This window comes from Suipraeoptans intestinalis, from assembly GCF_009696485.1.
Classification (GTDB): Bacteria; Bacillota; Clostridia; order Lachnospirales; family Lachnospiraceae; genus Suipraeoptans; species Suipraeoptans intestinalis.
This window is the reverse complement of sequence record NZ_VULY01000018.1, coordinates 1,807,941-1,825,223: the sequence shown is the minus strand read 5'-3', so window position 1 is coordinate 1,825,223 and position 17,283 is coordinate 1,807,941. Positions and strand designations below refer to the sequence as shown.

Sequence of the window (17,283 nt, the reverse complement as noted above, 5' to 3'; positions counted from 1 at the left end):
TTATGATGTTTCAAACTCTGGTTGCCATGCTGCAAATTGAATCAGTTGCTCATTGAATTTCCTCGGCGTCCCAAATAAGAATACCTGTTTTCACTGCTTCTTCATACCGGGATATCTTATAATTTATCCTGTCCATCGTAGCCTGATATTTATCCAGCTGTTTCTGCACTTCTATCCGAACTTCCATCAAAAGATCGCGTCTTGCTGTAATGGTTGAATCCCCTTCTTGAAAAAGCTTCACATACTCAATCAGCATTTCCACCGGAACCCCGGCGCTCCTCATGCAGACAGCATTCTCAATCCATTTTATGTCCTGCTGGGAATAATCACGAATGCCGCCTTTTGTACGATTTACCGCCGGGATGACACCAACTCGCTCGTAGTAGCGTAGTGTATCCGGAGTAAGATCAAATTTCTCACTCACTTCCTTAATGGTCATGACATTCCTCCTTCCAATCGACTTGTTTCTGGTATCTCCTGTCTGTACTATACTCCTTTGAGTTAACTCCAAGTCAATAATTTTCTCGAAAAAAATCCAAAAAATTTTACAAAAAAACGACCAGCAAAAACTGTCTTTCGACAGGATCTGCTGCTCGTTTGTTTGAAAGCTTTATCGCATATATAAACAGGGAGTAAATCGTTTCTTTATCCGGACTCATGACTTCTATCCACTGTTTACTAAGAGAATGCTCCATAAGGTGCATCAGAAAGATTCCTTTCCCCTTATTTTGCGATTTTTATTGCACGCCCCTTTCGTTCCCGTCCTTCTTTCCGTCCCTGGTCTGCATCAGTACCGCCGTACCTCCGTAGCTTCGGATCGCAACCGTATCCTCTTCAAAGGTATTGCTGACGCACAGGCTGTTATAGGCGGAAAGCCTGTGCCCGGTCAACGGGTATTTCGCCCCTTTCACATCTACCGTCACCGGCTCTTCCCCCAACGGAAACAGGGAAAAATAGGGGCCGTAGGCTTCCTGCCTTTTCAGGCAGACCTCTCCCTTTCCCAGCAGGGAAATGTGATTCTGACTGTCCAGGATCACGCCCTTGACTCCCGCCTGCAGCAGGATTGCAAGGCTTTGTACATTTCCCCAGAAATGATCCAGTCTTCCTCCCGTCGCTCCCAGAATATATACCGTATCACATTTCAGCTCTATACAGAGGCGGATCGCGATCTCTGTGTCGGTGGCATCCTTGACCGGATGGAAACGGCGAAGGATCACCCCCTCGGCATGCTGATAATAGTCGGCGATCTCTCTGTCCATGCTGTCAAGATCTCCCACTACATAGTCGGGCATCACCTGTCTGTGAAACAAAAACTCTGCCCCCCGGTCTATCCCTACCAGAACTTTCTCTCTCTCTTTTTCCAGCCACTCTTTTGCAAACTGCTCTTCCAGGATACCTCCGCTTACCAACACTGCCGTTTTCCCCATATGTCCTGCTTCCTCTCTCCTGCTGCCTTGTCCCTGCTCTTGCTTTCCTGCCTGCACTCCCATCGGCATGCCTGCAGTTCTTTTTTTGTTTCGCACTTCTTTCGAGATCCTCCACAGCTCCGTCCGCTGATACCGGTGCGTTTGGGCTTTACGAATATTCCCGCAGGATCTCCATAAATCTGCGGGTGTTTTCTCCTGCGTCTCCCCGGAACACAGCAGAGCCTGCCACGATGATATTGGCTCCCGCATCCAATACTTCTTTGACGTTGTGCAGATAAATCCCTCCGTCTACCTGAATGTCTATCTCTCTGCCCGTCTTGCTGATCTCTGCCCGCAATTCGCGGATCTTATCCAGCGATGCCGGGATAAAGGACTGTCCTCCAAATCCCGGGTGAACGCTCATGATCAGCACCATGTCTACCATTTCCAGATAAGGAAGCAGCTTGGAAACCTCCGTATCCGGACAGATGGAAAGTCCTACCTTCATAGTCAGCTCCCGGATCTTTCGCAGGGTTTCTTCTACCTCTTTACAGGCCTCCAGATGTACCGTCACCTGATCGGCTCCTGCCTTTTGAAAAGCCTCCACATAACGGATCGGCTCCTCTACCATCAGATGGGCATCCATAAACTGATCGGTGCCGCTACGAATAGATGCCAAAACAGGCATTCCAAAAGAAATGCTGGGTACAAACATGCCGTCCATAACATCAAAATGCAGATATTCTGCACCATTTTCTTCCGTGCGTGCAATTTCCTTGCCCAGTTCCTTAAAATCGGCTGCCAAAATAGACGGCGCAAGTATATACTTCATTGCTAATACCTCCTCTTTCCTCTCAATTCTTCGTAGATTTCCTGATAACTTTTATATCGGACAGGAGAAATCGCTCCTTCCTCCACTTTTTCCTTCACCTTACAGCCGGGCTCGTGAATATGGTCACATCCATGAAACCGGCAGGCTTCTTCCCAGCGCGCAAATTCGGGAAAATATGCCTTCAGTTCCTCCTTCTCAAAATCCAATACGGAAAGAGAGCTGAACCCCGGCGTATCCATCAGATAGGAATCCTGTCCCAGCAAAAACAGCTGGGAATGTCTGGTGGTATGCTTTCCTCTTTCGATCTTTCGGCTGATCTCCCCTGTCTCCATATCCGCTTCCGGGATCAGACGATTAACAAGGGATGACTTTCCTACGCCGGAAGGTCCTGCCAGCACCGTAGTCTTTCCCCGCAATGCCCTTTTCAGTATTTCTATGTTGGTTTCTTCCTTTGCACTGGTAAAAATAAGAGGATACCCGGTCGCTCCATAAATATCCTCCAGCGCCTTTACATCCTCCTCTGTCACAATATCCTCTTTATTAAAGCAAAGAATGACAGGGATCTTTTCCCGCTCCATCCTGACCAAAAAGCGATCCAGGAGGTTAAAGTGCGGTTTGGGTCTGGCTGCCGCAAATACCACCAGCGCCTGATCCACATTGGCTGCTGCCGGTCGAATCAGTTGGTTTTTCCTAGGAAAGATCTCCGTCATGCTTCCCACCTTCCTGTCTTCATCCAGAACACAGATCTCTACGTTATCTCCCACCAGCGGTTTCTTACCGTCCCGGCGAAATCCGCCCTTTGCCTTACACTCATAAACACCGGATCCTACTACATCCACGTAGTAGAATCCGGCAATTCCTTTTACAATCTTTCCCTGCATAATTTCCTCATCGAAATTTCCAAGAACCTTTTTAATTTGAATTTTGCGTTCCGGAAGAAGCAGGTCCCTTGCTTACCTCCAGATTGATGCTGGTACCTTCATCCACCACCGCACCCTCTCCCGGTGAACAGCTGATCACATATCCGGCCGGATAGTCGCTATTGGAATAAGTCACCGTGCCGGTCTTCAATCCATTCGCACTCAACAGCTGCTTCGCATTTTCCAGGGATGTGTTTGTGATGGGCGGGATCGTTACCTGCTCTGCCGGTTCCTCCCCATCGCTGACCACCAGATCCACACTGGTTCCGGACGCCACCTTCTTCCCACTCTTCACAGACTGGGAGATCACCATCCCCTTCGCCACCTTGCTGCTGTATTCATAGGTGATGGTTCCTACCGTCAGACCTGCGTTAAACAGTGTCTCCTGCGCTGTCGCCACCTGTGTCCCTTCTACATTGGGGACAGACTTCTTCTCGCCTCCCTTACTGATCTTCAGCACGATCGTCGTATCCTTGGTGGCTTTGGATCCCACTGCCGGAGTCGTTTCGATCACTTCTCCCTCTGCAGCCGAATCACTGTATACATACTCGGAGGATACCTTCTGGAATCCGGCATTTTGCAGAGCCTTCTGTGCTTCTTCCTCGCTCATGCCGCTGACATCCGGAACAGTGATCTCTTCTCCTACCAGTCCGGAGCTGACCGTCACCTCTATGGTTGTATTCCTTTTCACCTGTTTGCCGGCTTCCGTCTTTTGTTTGGAAACCACGCCGGCCTCATACTTGGTGGATTCCTTGCGTTCCACCACCTTGATCCCAAGACCCTTTTTATTCAGAGCGGTCTTGGCGTCTTCTTCCGTCATCCCTACGACATTGGGTACTTTTACCTTGCTTTCCGTTTCCGAGCTGTCAATGGCAGGAAACGACTTGAAGATCCCTGCCGCCTTTCCAATGACGAAAATAAGGATCAAAGCGATCAGGATCGCCGCCACTATGGTCATGACCTTGATCACCTTGTTCATGCGGGGATTGACTTCATCTGCCGATCGCTCCTTTTTTCTGGCATATTCCTTGTCGTAATCCTCGTCATCGTAGTCTTCTATAATGCCGGTGTCATAGTCTTCCTCGTCGTCTTCATCCCCATCAATGTAGGATTTTTTGATGTCATCCAGTTCTTCGTCGCTGATCATGATCGTCTGCGCCGATTCTAGCGGCGGAATATACACAAAGTTCCCCTCCGGATCTACCAGCGAATGCTTCAGATCCTGGATCAGTTCTTCTGTGCTCTTATATCTTCGTTCTGCATTCTTCTGGGTACATTTCAAAATGATCCGTTCCAGGCTGTAAGGAACTCCGGAAACCAGATCACTTGGCACCGGTATCTCATCCTGGATATGCTGCATTGCCACGGAAACCGTGGAATCCCCGTCAAACGGCAGGCTGCCTGTTACCATTTCAAACAGCGTGATCCCGATGGAGTAAATGTCACTTTTCTGGTCACTGTATCCTCCCCTGACCTGCTCCGGGGAACTGTAATGTACGGATCCCATCGCATTAAAAGTAACGGTATTGGATGTAATGGCTTTTGCAATGCCAAAATCGGTCACCTTTACCTTCCCGTCTCTGGAAATGATGATATTGTGCGGCTTGATATCTCTATGGATGATCCCTGCGGCATGTGCCGCCTTGATGCCGGAGCAGACCTGGATGGCGATACTTACCGCCTCCCGATGAGAAAGCCTCCCCTTCTTTTCCACATATTCCTTTAAGGTAATGCCCTCTACCAGCTCCATTACCATATAGTACAGACCTCTGTCTTCTCCCGCATCGTATACATTGACAATATTGGGATCCAAAAGTCCTGCCGCCGCCTGTGCTTCCGACCGGAACTTCTGGACAAAGCTGTCGTCTGCCCTGTATGCCTTTTTCAGGACCTTAATGGCCACATAGCGGTTCAGCATGATGTCCCTGCCTTTATAGACATCTGCCATCCCGCCGGCGCCGATCTTACTTAGCACCTCATATCTCTTCCCTAGAAATATTCCATCTTTTACCATATACTCACCTCATCTGCAAGCGGCTGTGCCAAAATCACCCCTATATTATCACGACCTCCGTTGCTGTTGGCCTTTTCCACCAGCATCTGCACCGCTTCCACTATATCCCTTGCTCCCTTTACGATATCAAACATATCCTCGTCCTCTACCATATTGCTGAGGCCGTCGGTACACATCAAAATGATATCTCCCTTTTTTAGACGGTACTCATAAATATCCGCCTCCACAGACGCCTTGACTCCCATGGCTCTGGTAATGATATTTTTGTCCGGATGGTTCTTCGCCTCCTCCGCTTTGATCCCTCCCAGACGGACCATCTCCTCCACCAGAGAATGATCCTTGGACAGCTGACGGATCTTGTCATTGATCAGGTAAAGACGGCTGTCTCCCACATTTGCAAAATACAGGGTGTTCCCCACCACGGTGGAAACCACCAGCGTCGTTCCCATCCCTTCCAGCTTTACGTCCTTGGACGCTTCTTTGATCAATTTCTCGTTGGCAACGCTGACGATATTGCGCAGGATCTCTTCCGGCTTGTCCAGAGGTGTATGCTCCAGCTCTTCCTTCAGCACACCCACGGTATATTTGGAAGCAAAATCCCCTGCCTTGTGTCCTCCCATCCCGTCTGCCACCACTAAAAGGTTGGGAAAGGGTCCCACAGGTTCATCCGTCACATAGACGTAGTCCTGATTCATTTCACGCTTTCTTCCTACATCTGTCATCGCATAAATCTTCATGTATATCTCCTTATTCAGACGTTATGTGCCGCCTCCGCAACTGACCGCAGGCTCCATCTATGTCTGAGCCTCTTTCTTTTCTTATAGTAACATTAATTCCGTTTTTTTCAAGTTTATTTTTGAACTGCATAGCTTTTTCCCGTCCCGGTTTTTTGAATTCCCGTTCACGGATGGGATTTACCGGAATCACATTCACATGGCAGTTTCTGCCCTTTAAAAGTTCTGTCAGTTCCCGGATATCCTCTTCTGTATCGTTGACGTCTGCCACCAGGCTGTACTCAAAGCTGACCCTCCTGCCGGTTTCTTTCAAATACACGTCGCAGGCTTCCATGACCTGATCCAGCGGATAGGAAGACGCCACCGGCATCAGTCTTTTTCTTTTTTCCTGGCTGGATCCGTGAAGAGAAAGCGCCAGGGTGATCTGAAACTTTTCTTTTGCCAGCCGCAGGATCCCCGGAACGATCCCGCAGGTGGAAGCCGTGATATTTCTCTGGCTGATGTTCAATCCATGCCCGTCGCTGATCATCCGCAGAAAGGCTACAAAATTTTCGTAGTTGTCCAAGGGCTCTCCCGTTCCCATGACCACCACATGAGAGACTCTCTCCTTTGTCCTGCGCTGGATTTCATAGACCTGCCCCAGCATTTCTCCGACGGAAAGGTTCCGTCTTAATCCTCCGATCCCCGATGCACAAAACCGACACCCCATCCGGCAGCCTGCCTGGGAGGAGATACAGACAGAGTTGCCGTAGGCATGGCGCATCAGAACGCTTTCGATCATATTTCCGTCTTCCAGGGAAAACAGATATTTTTCTGTTTTGTCCACCTGGGACACCTGTCTTTCTTCCAGATGCAGCGTGTGGAGACTGGTCTGCTCTTTCAGCTTTTCCCGCAGACTTTTGGGCAGATTGGTCATCTCATCAAAGTCTTCGGCCAGCTTCTGATGAATCCACTGGTAAACCTGCTCGCCCCGAAACTTTTTTTCTCCCATCTCCTCCATCATCTCTGTTAGCTCCTGTCTGGTACAGGATCTGATCTCTCGTTTTTCCGCCATCGTCTCTTTCCAACTTCCGTTTCATTTTCTCTTTCTGCTCCCAGAAAGTCCTTTTTTCTATCTGTTACTCTTTCCAGGCTTCAGGGAGCTGCCGCCTGTCTGTTTTTTAGTCCCGGAAAGAATTTCCGGTATTCCCGACTTTCTTGTCCCAATTCCTGTTCGCAGGCGTTCTTCCTGCATATTCCTGCTCCTTCCGGCGCTTCTTTGCTTCGTCTAAGCTTCTGTACACTTTCGGAAGACCGCAAGGTAGAACCCGTCTCCTTTGTGGATGCCCGGCAGTCTTTGTTCCTGTTTTCTCAGCTCAAACTCCGGAAAACGCTCTAAAAACCACCGCGTATTTTCTTCATTTTCTTCCCGGTTGATGGTGCAGGTGCTGTACACAAGCTTTCCTCCCGGCTTTACATACTGCCGTACCACCTCCAGGATCTCCTTTTGCAAAGCGCACAGACTCTTTGTCATATCTCTCGTCATCTTGTATTTCAGATCCGGCTTTCTGCCCAGCACCCCCAGTCCGGAACAGGGCAGGTCTGCCAGAACGATGTCCTTCTGTCCTACCGCCGCTTCATCCAGGATGCGGGCGTCCCATTTCTTCACTGTCATATTAGACAATCCGTTTCGTATCCGGTTCTCTTCCAGCTGCTCTATCTTGTAGTCTGTCAGGTCTCTTGCTTCTACCTGCCCGGTGCCATGTAGCTGCTGTGCCATATGGACAGCCTTTCCTCCCGGTGCAGCGCACACATCCAGCACCTGATCTCCTTCCTTTGGTTCTGCCAGCCGCACCACCTCCATGGAACTGATGTCCTGCACCTGAAAATACCCCTTTTGAAACCCTGATACCTTCCCCAGATAATCATACTCTGACAGATACAGCACATCTGCGTAGGTATCATCCTGCCGGACACAGACTCCTTCCTGCTCCAGCAGGGCGATCAGCGCCTGCCTGTCTATCCGGTCTGTGTGGATGTGAACGGTCAGGGGCTGCTCCTTCAAAAATTCCTGTCCCATCTGTTCTGTCACCTCTGCCCCATATTCCTTCACCCATTGATCCACCAGCCATTCGGGAAGAGAATAGCGAACTGATATATATTTTTTTATTTCTTTTTTGTCTGGATAAGGAATTTCCTTCCTGTGGCGCGCGATATTTCTTAACACTCCATTTACAAATCCCGCCAAAGGCGCAAATCCTTTTCTTTTGGCCAGCTTTACCGCTTCATTACAAACGGCGGAGTCCGGAACGCTGTCCATATAGAACAGCTGATAGACTCCGCTTCTTAAAATCAACAGGATCTCCGGCTTCATCCTGTCTGTGGAAGTTTTGGAAAAGCAATTGATCACATGATCCAGCTCTATCATCCGTTCCAGTGTTCCTTCCACCACTTTTGTCAAAAATGCCCGTTTTCGTTTTTCCAGATATTGATACTGGGCCAATACCTGTCTCAATGCAATATGGCTGAATTCTCCCTCTTTTACGATCTGAAGGAGAACCTCCAGCGCCAGTTCTCTCTCATTCATACCCTGCTCGTTCCTGCCTGCTTTCTTGTTTTCTGTTGGTCGCCGTTTTTTCTCAATCTCTTCTGGAATTTGCAAGAAGGATGATACGCAGAAGCTGAAGCATTGACGCTGCCGCTCCCGCTACATAGGTCAGGGCTGCCGCAGACAGGACCTTCTTTGTATGTCCTACCTCTTCTTCGTAAAGAATCCCGCTGGTCCCCAGCGCCTGAACGGCTCTTTTGGATGCATCAAACTCTACCGGCAGCGTCACAAGCTGGAACAACACGGCTGCCAGAAATGCAAGGATCCCCAGATTCAGAAACAACTGGGAAGAGGTGCTGCGGAAGAAAAGTCCCAAAAGGATCAGCGGCCAGGCGATCATACTGCCGAAATTTGCTACAGGCGCCAATGTGGAACGAAGAGCAAGGGGTGCATACCCTTTCGCATGCTGGATGGCGTGTCCGCACTCATGCGCTGCCACTCCCACTGCCGCAACCGAGCTGGACTGATAGGTGGCGTCGGACAACCGCAGCACCTTGTTTCTTGGGTCATAATGATCTGTCAGATTTCCCGCCACATGCTCCACCTGCACATCGTAGATTCCTTCTCTTCGAAGGAGATTTTCTGCCACTTCTCTTCCGGTGATCCCGGAGTGGCTCCTTACTTTCGCATATTTTTGGAAGGTTGCGTTCATTCTTGCCGAAGCGATCAGACACACCACCATTCCCACAAGGACCAAAATATATGTTGGATCAAAATACATGGAATAATACATAGTTTCTACCTCCTGTATGATATGCTTCCCATTATATACGAAAAACAGGCTGGTTGCCTGTTTTTCATACAAATTTAACAATTCTTCATGTTTTTTAAATGCTCCTGCTCAGGAACGCCGGACTGCAGCACCTGTTTTTGCCGTTACTGTCCGCTTTTACTCTCCTTCATAAGGGTCCGTTTCTTTCTTTACCCGCCGATACAGGAACAACAGCAGCAGATCACCGATCCTGCCCCAAACGGCGATCACGATCATGCAAACGATGATCATATCCACATTGCCCAGCATTCTGGCATCCATCATAACCGCACCCAGCCCCTCATTCACTCCGGTCAGTTCTCCCAGAACCAGATACGCCCAGCAAATTCCCATCCCCAATCTCAGGCCTGTAAAAATCCCCGGGAGGGAAAGCGGAAGGATCACCATTTTGAACAGCTGCCATTTGCCTGCTCCCATGACCCGCCCCACGTCCAGAAGCATGGGAGGCACGTCCCGTACTGCTCTGAGCGTGTTCACATACACCGGAAAAAACGCTGCCAGAGTGATGAGAAAAACGGTCGTCCGATTCCCTACGCCAAACCAGACCATGGCAAGAGGAAACCAGCCGATTCCCGGAACCATGCGGATCATGTGAATGAAGGGATCCAGCAGCCTCCTTCCCATCTGAAAATATCCGGTCAGCATCCCGGCCACTGTTCCCAAAAAGGAAGCGATTAGAAATCCTGCCAGAACCCTGTGCCAGCTTGCTACGGAATGTTTCCAAAACGTTCCCGCATAAGGACTCATCCGAAAGGTTCCAAAAACAAAATCAACCAGTCCCATCCCTGTCTTTTTCAGAGAGGGGATAAGGTATTCCGGCGTATGCAAAATAGCCGGCAACAGTACCCAGGCTGCCAGAAATCCTACTGGCACAATAAAATTAACAAAATCTATTTTATAACTATTTTGTTTCTTTTTCATTATCTGTATTCCGATTTTTCCAGGAAGCTTACGTCAAATAAAGCATCTATGTCCGGAACATTCTCGATCATTCCCAGTTCTTTCATCCGCTCTGCCAGTTTTTTTACTTTTTCCCTGGTCTGGGCATCTATGTCCCAGGACAACTGGATATTTTCCGTGGATTTGGTCAGGTATTTTTCTTCTGTGCCAAATTCTGCGGCTTTTTGAATCCATTCCTCCTGATGTTCCATATAATATTTGCTTGCCTGAATATGCATGTCCACCAGCGCCTGAATCTTTTCCGGATTTTCCTTGATCTCTTTTTCCGTGGTGATCATTGCAGCGTTGATATAACCTACACTTTCATCGTAATACGGATATTCCAACACCTTCCCGTATCCATCCGTTTCTGCAATGGAGGGATATGGCTCTCCGCTTAAGAAAGCGTCAATAGATCCGGACGCCAGCGCCTGTCCCATATCAAAAAAATCAATCTTCTGCAGCGTTACTTCTGTATTTGGATCGATCCCGGCCTTTGTAAGCGTTTCCAGAAGCAGAATATGATGCATGGTCCCCGGTACATACGCGATCGTCTTTCCTTTCAGGTCAGCCACCGTTTCTATCCCGCTGTCTTTTCCGACTACCAGGGCAGAGCATTTTTCCGTCATGGAGGCCACTACCTTTACCGGCTCTCCCTTGGAAGCCGCCATGATCGCCGTCACCCAGGTGGTTCCGCAAAAATCAATATTTTCTGACAGCAGCGCCGTCTTCATGTCTCCCGGATTGGTAAATGGCTTAACCTCTACCTTTCCTCCGTCTTTTACAAACGTTTCATACAGGAAAGGCTGGATGGTCTGGGCCGTTTTCCAGGTTCCCACTTCGTACAACTGCTCTTTTGCCTCTGTTGTCTGCTGTGCGTCCTTCTTTGTTTCTGCTTTCTCTTCCGCCTTCTTTCCGCAGCCTCCAAGCAGCCCCACCATCAACATCACGCCAAGAAACACCATTGTCACTTTCTTCCTTTTCATCTTCCTTTGCTCCTCTCATTTCTTTCATTTCCTGCGTCGTCTACTTCGTATCCGCTTTCTTTCAGAAATTGCTTTGCCTGTAACATATCCTGATTTTTCCAGCTTGTTCGGGTCATTCCCCGGCTCCTGGGAATCGCTCCCACATCCACCACCAGAGCATTTGCCCCGCACTCTACTGCCGGGCGATGGTATGGGTGTATGACAATATCCCTGATGCTTGCCCTGGAGGCGATCCGAAGCACTGCGGTTATTTGGGCGATCCGTTGCGGCAGCATCGTTCCGAGAGCGTACTTGGGTGTTCCGGAAACAGGAACTCTCTCCATGATACCCGCCACATCGGTTCCCTGCCGGATCAGCTCTGTCATCCTCCCGGCCAGCTCTCTGTCCGTATGCTCCGGTCCGACAGGCTCCAGATACTGCGACAGCTTCAGTCCGCTTTGAGAAATCATTTCTATGGTCTCTCTGCGGGCGTTGCAATCGAATCTGGTGTCCGTTCCTTCTCTCAGGCGAAATGCCTGATAGATCATATCCACTCCTGCCGCCTTTAATTCCTCTACCTTCCGGGAGTTTGCATCTCCGGTATTGACAACCAGAACGCAGTCGTTCTTTATCCTTTGTCTGACTGCCTTTATCCTTTGGAGCAGCCGGTCAAACTCATAGAATTCCGTTGTGCGCAGAACCAGCCAGTCTGCTCCCTGACGCGCGTAGTAATCCGCGATTTCTACTACTTCCTTCTCCTGAAGCTCTTCCTTTTTTTCATAGGAATTCCAGGCAGATCCCATGGAACAAAAGCTGCAGTTCATCGGGCAATTGACATAATCCAGTCCGATAGATGCCCAGATCTTTCCCTGATTTCCTGCTTCTTTTGCGGCAATCTCTCTGGCCTTCCCCCTAAGAGCCCTCTGCTTTTCTTCTTCCAGCCCGGCATATAACAGGCATTCTATATCATATTCCAGAAGGATTTCGTCCGTCAACGCTTTTTGAAAGGATTTCTCAATATCTATCTCTTTCTTACTCTCCGCTTCCGGGAATATCTTTTCCATGTTTCGATTTTCCTTTGATTTCTTTTATCGTTCTGCTTCCTTCTCTCCCAGAATCTCCCCTTCCTGCAAGGTTACTCCCCGCAGGAATTCTTCTGTTGCCATTCGTCTTTTTCCTGCAAGCTGCAGTTCCCGGATCAGAATCCGGCCTTCTCCCGTCTGCACCACCAGACCATCCTTTCCGGCGGTCACCACCTCTCCCGGCAGGTGCGCAGAAGGATCTTCTTCTCTCAAAAGATCTTTGGAAGACAGCACCTCGCCCTCCCAGATCTTCAAAAGCTTTCCCTTCCACATGGTCCAGGCTGCGGGCCATGGATTCAGCCCTCTGATTTTTTGTTCTATCGCCCGGGCCGTCTGGCTCCAGTCCACCTTGCCCATGGCTTTGTCCAGCATTCTGGCGTAATCGGTAGGACTTTCTTTTGGCTGTTTTTCCCCTTCAATCTGTCCCGTCTCCAGTGCCTCCAGCGTTCTGACACACAGGTCTGCCCCTATCTGTGCCAGCTTGTCGTGAAGACTGCCTCCCGTTTCTTTTTTATCCAGAACCACTTCCTCTTTCAGCAGCATATCTCCGGTGTCCAGTCCTTCATCCATCTGCATAGTAGTCACTCCGGACACCTTTCTTCCATCCAGGATCGCCCACTGAATGGGAGCTGCTCCCCGGTAGTCCGGAAGCAGGGAGGCATGTACATTGATGCAGCCATAGGGCGTCATCTCCAGCACTTCCCCGGGCAGGATCTGTCCGAATGCAATTACCACCATGACATCCGCCTGATACTTTCTTAATTCTTCCACCGCCTCCGGCTTTCGGATCCTTTCCGGCTGGAACACAGGGATCCCATGGCGTTTTGCCGCCTCCTTGACCGGAGATTCCTGTACCTTTCCTCCCCGTCCCTTTGCCCTGTCCGGTTGTGTCACTGCCAGTACCACCTGATGTCCGGCCCGGATCAAAGCCTCCAGGGTTCCTACGGAAAATTCCGGCGTTCCCATAAAAATCACCTTCAATTACAGTTCCTCCTCTTCTTCCTCTTCCTGATATTCCACGTTCCGCAGCTCCCCTTCTACCAGATCCACATAGATCCGCCCTTCCAGATGATCGATCTCATGGCAGAAAGCTCTTGCCAGCAGTCCCTCTCCTTCCAGCTCGATCTCTTCCAGTTCTTCATTCTGTCCCCGGACTTTCACATACATGGGCCTGGTGACCGTTCCCGTTTTTCCCGGAACACTCAGACAACCTTCCTCTCCGCACTGTTCTCCCTCTGTCTCTATGATCTGTGGATTCAGAAGCACAATGGGCCCCTCTCCTATATCGATCACCAAAATGCGCTTCAACACGCCCACCTGTGGCGCCGCCAGCCCTACTCCACCGGCTTCGTACATGGTGTCCAGCATGTCATGGATCAGTTCTCTGGTCCGATCTGTCATCTTTGTAACCGGCTTGCATGCCTTTGTCAAAACGCTGTCCCCTATCTCTCTGATCGTTCGAATTGCCATCTGTTTTTCTCCCTTCTCTTCATCCTACAGGAAATTCATAGGATGAAAATCAAATTGTACCTTCACCTCTGAAAATCCTCTGTTTATCTCAATATATGCTTCCGTAAGATCCTTGATCCTTGCCATGTACTTCCGATCTTTTCCTTTCAGATAGATCACCTTGCGGTAGATATCACTGACTTTTTCCACAGTCGGAACCGCCGGACCGATCACTCGCATCTCTTGTTTCCTGTCTGCCTTTTCCATAAATTTTTTCAGATATTCTGCGGCCGTCTGCAGCCGTTCCTTGTCTTTTCCGGAAAGTATCACCGCCGCCAAATGGCTGATGGGAGGATACTCCATCATTTCTCTGTAATACAGTTCTTTTTGGTAAAAGGCTTCATATTGCTGGGTTGCTGCCAACTGGATGCTGTAATGCTCCGGGTTGTAGGTCTGTATGATCACCTCTCCTTTTTTTTCGCCCCGGCCGGCTCTGCCCGCCGCCTGTACCAACAGCTGGAACGTCCGCTCCGCCGCCAGATAATCGTCTGCATATAGAGAAAGGTCCGCCGCCAATACCCCTACCAGTGTTACCCCGGAGTAGTCATGTCCTTTTACGATCATCTGCGTTCCCAGTAAAATATCTGCCTCTCCTGCTCCAAACGTTTCCAGGATCCGCCGATGCCCCTCTTTTCCTTTCGTGGAATCCATATCCATCCGCAGCACTCTTGCCTCCGGAAATTCCTTCTGAAGCAGCTCTTCCACTTTCTGTGTCCCTGCCTTAAACCCTCCGATATAGGGAGATCCGCATTTGGGGCAGGTGTTTGTTCTGGCCTCCTCGTATCCGCAGTAGTGACACACCAGTTTTTTCCCCCGATGTTCGGAAAGAGCCACGTCGCAGTGTCTGCACATGGCCACATATCCGCAGGATCTGCAGGACACGAATCCCGCATATCCCCTTCTATTCAAAAACAACATCACCTGTTCTTTTTTTTCAAGCCTTGTTCGGATTCCTTCCAGCAAAAGCCGGCTGAAGATCCCCGTGTGCCCCTCCCTCAGCTCTTCCCGCATATCTACCGTCCGGACAGAGGGCAGTCTTCCTTCCGCCCTGTTTTGCAGGGTCAGTTTTCGGATGGTTCCTTCCTCGCATTGAAAAAAGGTTTCCACAGACGGAGTGGCGGATCCCAGAACAATGCTGGCTCCCTCCAGTTCTCCCCGTTTTCGGGCCACTTCCCGGGCGTGATACCGGGGAACCTGTTCGCTTTTGTAAGTCCCTTCATGCTCCTCGTCCATCACGATCAGTCCCAGATCGGAAAAGGGAGTAAACAGAGCAGACCGGGGGCCTATCATCACCTGTATCTCCCCCTGTTTGACCCTTTCCATCTGGTGATACCGCTCTCCGGGAGACATCCTGGAATGCAGGATCGCCACCCGGTCTCCAAATCTTTCGCAGAACCGCAGAGCCGTCTGGTAGGTCAGAGCAATCTCAGGGATCATAACGATCACCTGTTTCCCCTGGGACACTACCGTTTCCATCATGGACAGATACACTTCTGTTTTTCCGCTTCCGGTCACTCCATAAAGCAGGTAGGTGTCTCTTACCCCTTTACAGAATTCTTCCCGAAACAGATCTGCGGCTTCCTGCTGCTCTTTGTTCAGGACCGGTCTCCCTCCCTGCCTCTCGTATTCCTGCTTCTGCCTGGCCGCCTCTTTCTGCTCCAGAGAAAACTGTTCCAGGCTGCTGGTTCGGGACCGGGTCTCTTTTTTTACCGGAAGCACCGTTTTCAGCGCCTGGATCATGGTTCCTCCGTATTCCTCTTTGATCCATGCCGCCAGGCTGATCAGCCGGGCTTCAATGGACATCCTGCCGGGAGCCGCCTTCTGGATCGCCTTCAGCTTTGTACGGTCGTAAGACGGTTCTCTGGAAAACCCGATAATATATCCGTTTTTCGGATGGTTGCCTCTTCCGAAAGGCACTACTACTTCCATCCCAATCTCAAGCATCCCCTCCAGATGAGAGGGGATGCTGTATTGGAAGATCCTGTCTAGTTTTTCATGGGTAATATCTATGATAATATCAGCGTACATACTTCTCCACGATCTCCAGGTCAGACGGATAATCCACATAGACTCCTTTGATCTTCATGGATCCTTCGTGACCCTTTCCTGCAACGATCACCAGTGTCTTGGGATCCGCCTCACAGATCGCCTGACGGATCGCTTCCTGTCTGTCCTCCACGATACGGTAAGGACAGCCCTCTCCCTTCACAAATCCCGCAACCTCTTCCGCGATTTCCCTGGGATCTTCAAAATCCGGTTCATCCGAAGTGAGGATGCACAGATCGGCGTACCGTCCTGCCACCGTTCCCAGTTCCTTCCTTCTTTGCAGCGCTTTTCCTCCGGTACATCCAAACACTGCCGTAATGCTGTGATCCGGAAACTCCTTTTTCATGGAAGAAAACAAGGTTTCAAAGCTCAGCTTGTTGTGCGCATAATCTACGATCGCCACCAGCTGCCTTTCCCGGTTCCTGAAAATCTCCATCCTGCCCTTTACCTTCGCCGTCTCCAGTCCCTTTCGGATATACTGCGGCGGAATCTGCAATTCCCGGCATACGGCAACTGCTGCCAGCGCATTGTCCACATTAAACAGTCCCGGCATGGAAAGCGTCAGGACATCCCGGTAGCCTCCCGGTCCCTCCACCGTGAAGCGGCTGCCTGTTTCGGTCTTTTCCACATGGCTTGCTCTGTAATCCGCTTCCCTTTGAGAGCTGATGGTCACAAGCTTCTCCGCCTGTCTGGCCGCCTCCAGCACCTGCGGCAGATGGTCGGTTTCCAGATGGACCACTGCTGTCCTGGTCTGGGCAAACATCTTTTTCTTAGAGGAAAAATAATCTTCAAAATCTTTGTGTTCGATGGGACTGATGTGATCCTCCGAAATATTCAGGAACACGCCTACATCAAAGGTCAGCGTGTCCACTCTGTGATACTTTAACGCCTGGGAAGAAACTTCCATGACCAGATATTCCATCCCCGCTTCCCGTCCCTTTTGCAGATACTGTTGCAGTTCTACCGCTTCCGGCGTCGTATTGTGGGCTACCTTCGTTTCTCTTCCATCAAAGTTAAAGATGGAGGACAAAATGCCGCAGGGCGTTTTGCCTTTGTCCCGGCAGTAGGCATCCAGGATCGCTTTCACATAAAAAGACGTCGTGGTTTTTCCCTTGGTTCCGCCGATCCCCAAAAGCCGCATATCCTGTGCCGGATGTCCGAAGTACATATCGGCGATCACCGGCATGACTTTGCGGATGTCCCTTACCAGAATGTAGGGCACCTCCCGTTCCATGGGATAGACCTTTTCGGAAATATAGGCGACCGCTCCTTTTTGGATCGCTTCTTCCAGATATTCCTTCCGAAATTTCTCTCCCTTGCAGATAAACAGCGTTCCTTCCCGGACCTCCCTGGAATTATAGGTCAGATGCCGGATAAGCTCCCCACCTTTTCCCTGCAGGGATTCCTCTGTCTTTTCTCCCAGCCTTTCCACCTTATCTTTGTATTGTGCCAGCGTATAGTTTCTCACTTTTTTCAC

At 50.0% G+C, this 17,283-nt stretch carries 16 protein-coding genes; all 16 read right to left on the bottom strand.

The features are described from left to right. Positions 1–49: 49 nt before the first annotated feature. The 16 genes from FYJ34_RS09215 to FYJ34_RS09140 all read right to left on the bottom strand — a co-directional run bounded on the left by FYJ34_RS09215 (position 50) and on the right by FYJ34_RS09140 (position 17,274). A complete protein-coding gene (locus FYJ34_RS09215; protein ID WP_154478077.1) occupies positions 50–439 on the bottom strand; it encodes a MerR family transcriptional regulator in 390 nt (129 codons plus the stop codon). Positions 440–737: 298 nt separating this feature from the next. Then, positions 738–1,496, bottom strand: coding sequence for a thiamine diphosphokinase (locus FYJ34_RS09210; RefSeq protein WP_330582569.1), 759 nt, complete (start codon positions 1,494–1,496; stop codon positions 738–740). Positions 1,497–1,575: 79 nt separating this feature from the next. Continuing rightward, positions 1,576–2,238 (bottom strand): ribulose-phosphate 3-epimerase, encoded by a 663-nt coding sequence (gene rpe / locus FYJ34_RS09205; RefSeq protein WP_154478075.1) that lies wholly within the window; start codon positions 2,236–2,238, stop codon positions 1,576–1,578. A 2-nt stretch (positions 2,239–2,240) separates the two neighbouring features. Beyond that, entirely contained in the window at positions 2,241–3,119 is an 879-nt protein-coding gene (gene rsgA / locus FYJ34_RS09200) for a ribosome small subunit-dependent GTPase A (protein WP_154478073.1), read from the bottom strand. 31 nt (positions 3,120–3,150) lie between these two features. Beyond that, complete coding sequence (pknB, locus tag FYJ34_RS09195) at positions 3,151–5,172, bottom strand: Stk1 family PASTA domain-containing Ser/Thr kinase (RefSeq protein ID WP_154478071.1); 2,022 nt, start codon at positions 5,170–5,172, stop codon at positions 3,151–3,153. Beyond that, positions 5,166–5,909, bottom strand: coding sequence for a Stp1/IreP family PP2C-type Ser/Thr phosphatase (locus FYJ34_RS09190; protein ID WP_154478069.1), 744 nt, complete (start codon positions 5,907–5,909; stop codon positions 5,166–5,168). Before FYJ34_RS09190 ends, pknB begins: the two co-directional genes overlap by 7 nt. Before the next feature lie 10 nt (positions 5,910–5,919). Next, the gene (rlmN, locus tag FYJ34_RS09185; RefSeq protein WP_154478067.1) at positions 5,920–6,960 is read right to left on the bottom strand and encodes a dual-specificity RNA methyltransferase RlmN; all 1,041 of its coding nucleotides are present in this window, start codon (positions 6,958–6,960) and stop codon (positions 5,920–5,922) included. A 213-nt stretch (positions 6,961–7,173) separates the two neighbouring features. After that, positions 7,174–8,472: a 16S rRNA (cytosine(967)-C(5))-methyltransferase RsmB gene (gene rsmB, locus FYJ34_RS09180; protein ID WP_154478065.1), complete on the bottom strand. Its 1,299-nt coding sequence runs from the start codon at positions 8,470–8,472 to the stop codon at positions 7,174–7,176. A 52-nt stretch (positions 8,473–8,524) separates the two neighbouring features. Next, positions 8,525–9,226: a zinc metallopeptidase gene (locus FYJ34_RS09175; protein ID WP_154478063.1), complete on the bottom strand. Its 702-nt coding sequence runs from the start codon at positions 9,224–9,226 to the stop codon at positions 8,525–8,527. 156 nt (positions 9,227–9,382) lie between these two features. Next, on the bottom strand, positions 9,383–10,186 hold the full coding sequence (locus FYJ34_RS09170; protein WP_154478061.1) for an ABC transporter permease: 804 nt from the start codon (positions 10,184–10,186) through the stop codon (positions 9,383–9,385). Beyond that, positions 10,186–11,190, bottom strand: coding sequence for an ABC transporter substrate-binding protein (locus tag FYJ34_RS09165; protein ID WP_154478059.1), 1,005 nt, complete (start codon positions 11,188–11,190; stop codon positions 10,186–10,188). The genes FYJ34_RS09170 and FYJ34_RS09165 overlap by 1 nt, the downstream gene beginning before the upstream one ends. After that, the gene (locus FYJ34_RS09160; RefSeq protein ID WP_154478057.1) at positions 11,187–12,233 is read right to left on the bottom strand and encodes a radical SAM family protein; all 1,047 of its coding nucleotides are present in this window, start codon (positions 12,231–12,233) and stop codon (positions 11,187–11,189) included. The genes FYJ34_RS09165 and FYJ34_RS09160 overlap by 4 nt, the downstream gene beginning before the upstream one ends. 24 nt (positions 12,234–12,257) lie before the next feature. After that, positions 12,258–13,232 carry a methionyl-tRNA formyltransferase gene (fmt, locus tag FYJ34_RS09155; RefSeq protein ID WP_154478055.1) on the bottom strand — a complete coding sequence of 325 codons (975 nt, stop codon included), beginning with the start codon at positions 13,230–13,232 and terminating at the stop codon, positions 12,258–12,260. After that, positions 13,233–13,721 (bottom strand): peptide deformylase, encoded by a 489-nt coding sequence (def, locus tag FYJ34_RS09150; RefSeq protein WP_154478053.1) that lies wholly within the window; start codon positions 13,719–13,721, stop codon positions 13,233–13,235. 24 nt (positions 13,722–13,745) lie between these two features. Continuing rightward, complete coding sequence (gene priA, locus FYJ34_RS09145; protein WP_154478878.1) at positions 13,746–15,788, bottom strand: replication restart helicase PriA; 2,043 nt, start codon at positions 15,786–15,788, stop codon at positions 13,746–13,748. After that, entirely contained in the window at positions 15,778–17,274 is a 1,497-nt protein-coding gene (locus FYJ34_RS09140) for a UDP-N-acetylmuramoyl-L-alanyl-D-glutamate--2,6-diaminopimelate ligase (RefSeq protein ID WP_173017090.1), read from the bottom strand. The genes priA and FYJ34_RS09140 overlap by 11 nt, the downstream gene beginning before the upstream one ends. Positions 17,275–17,283 lie beyond the last annotated feature (9 nt).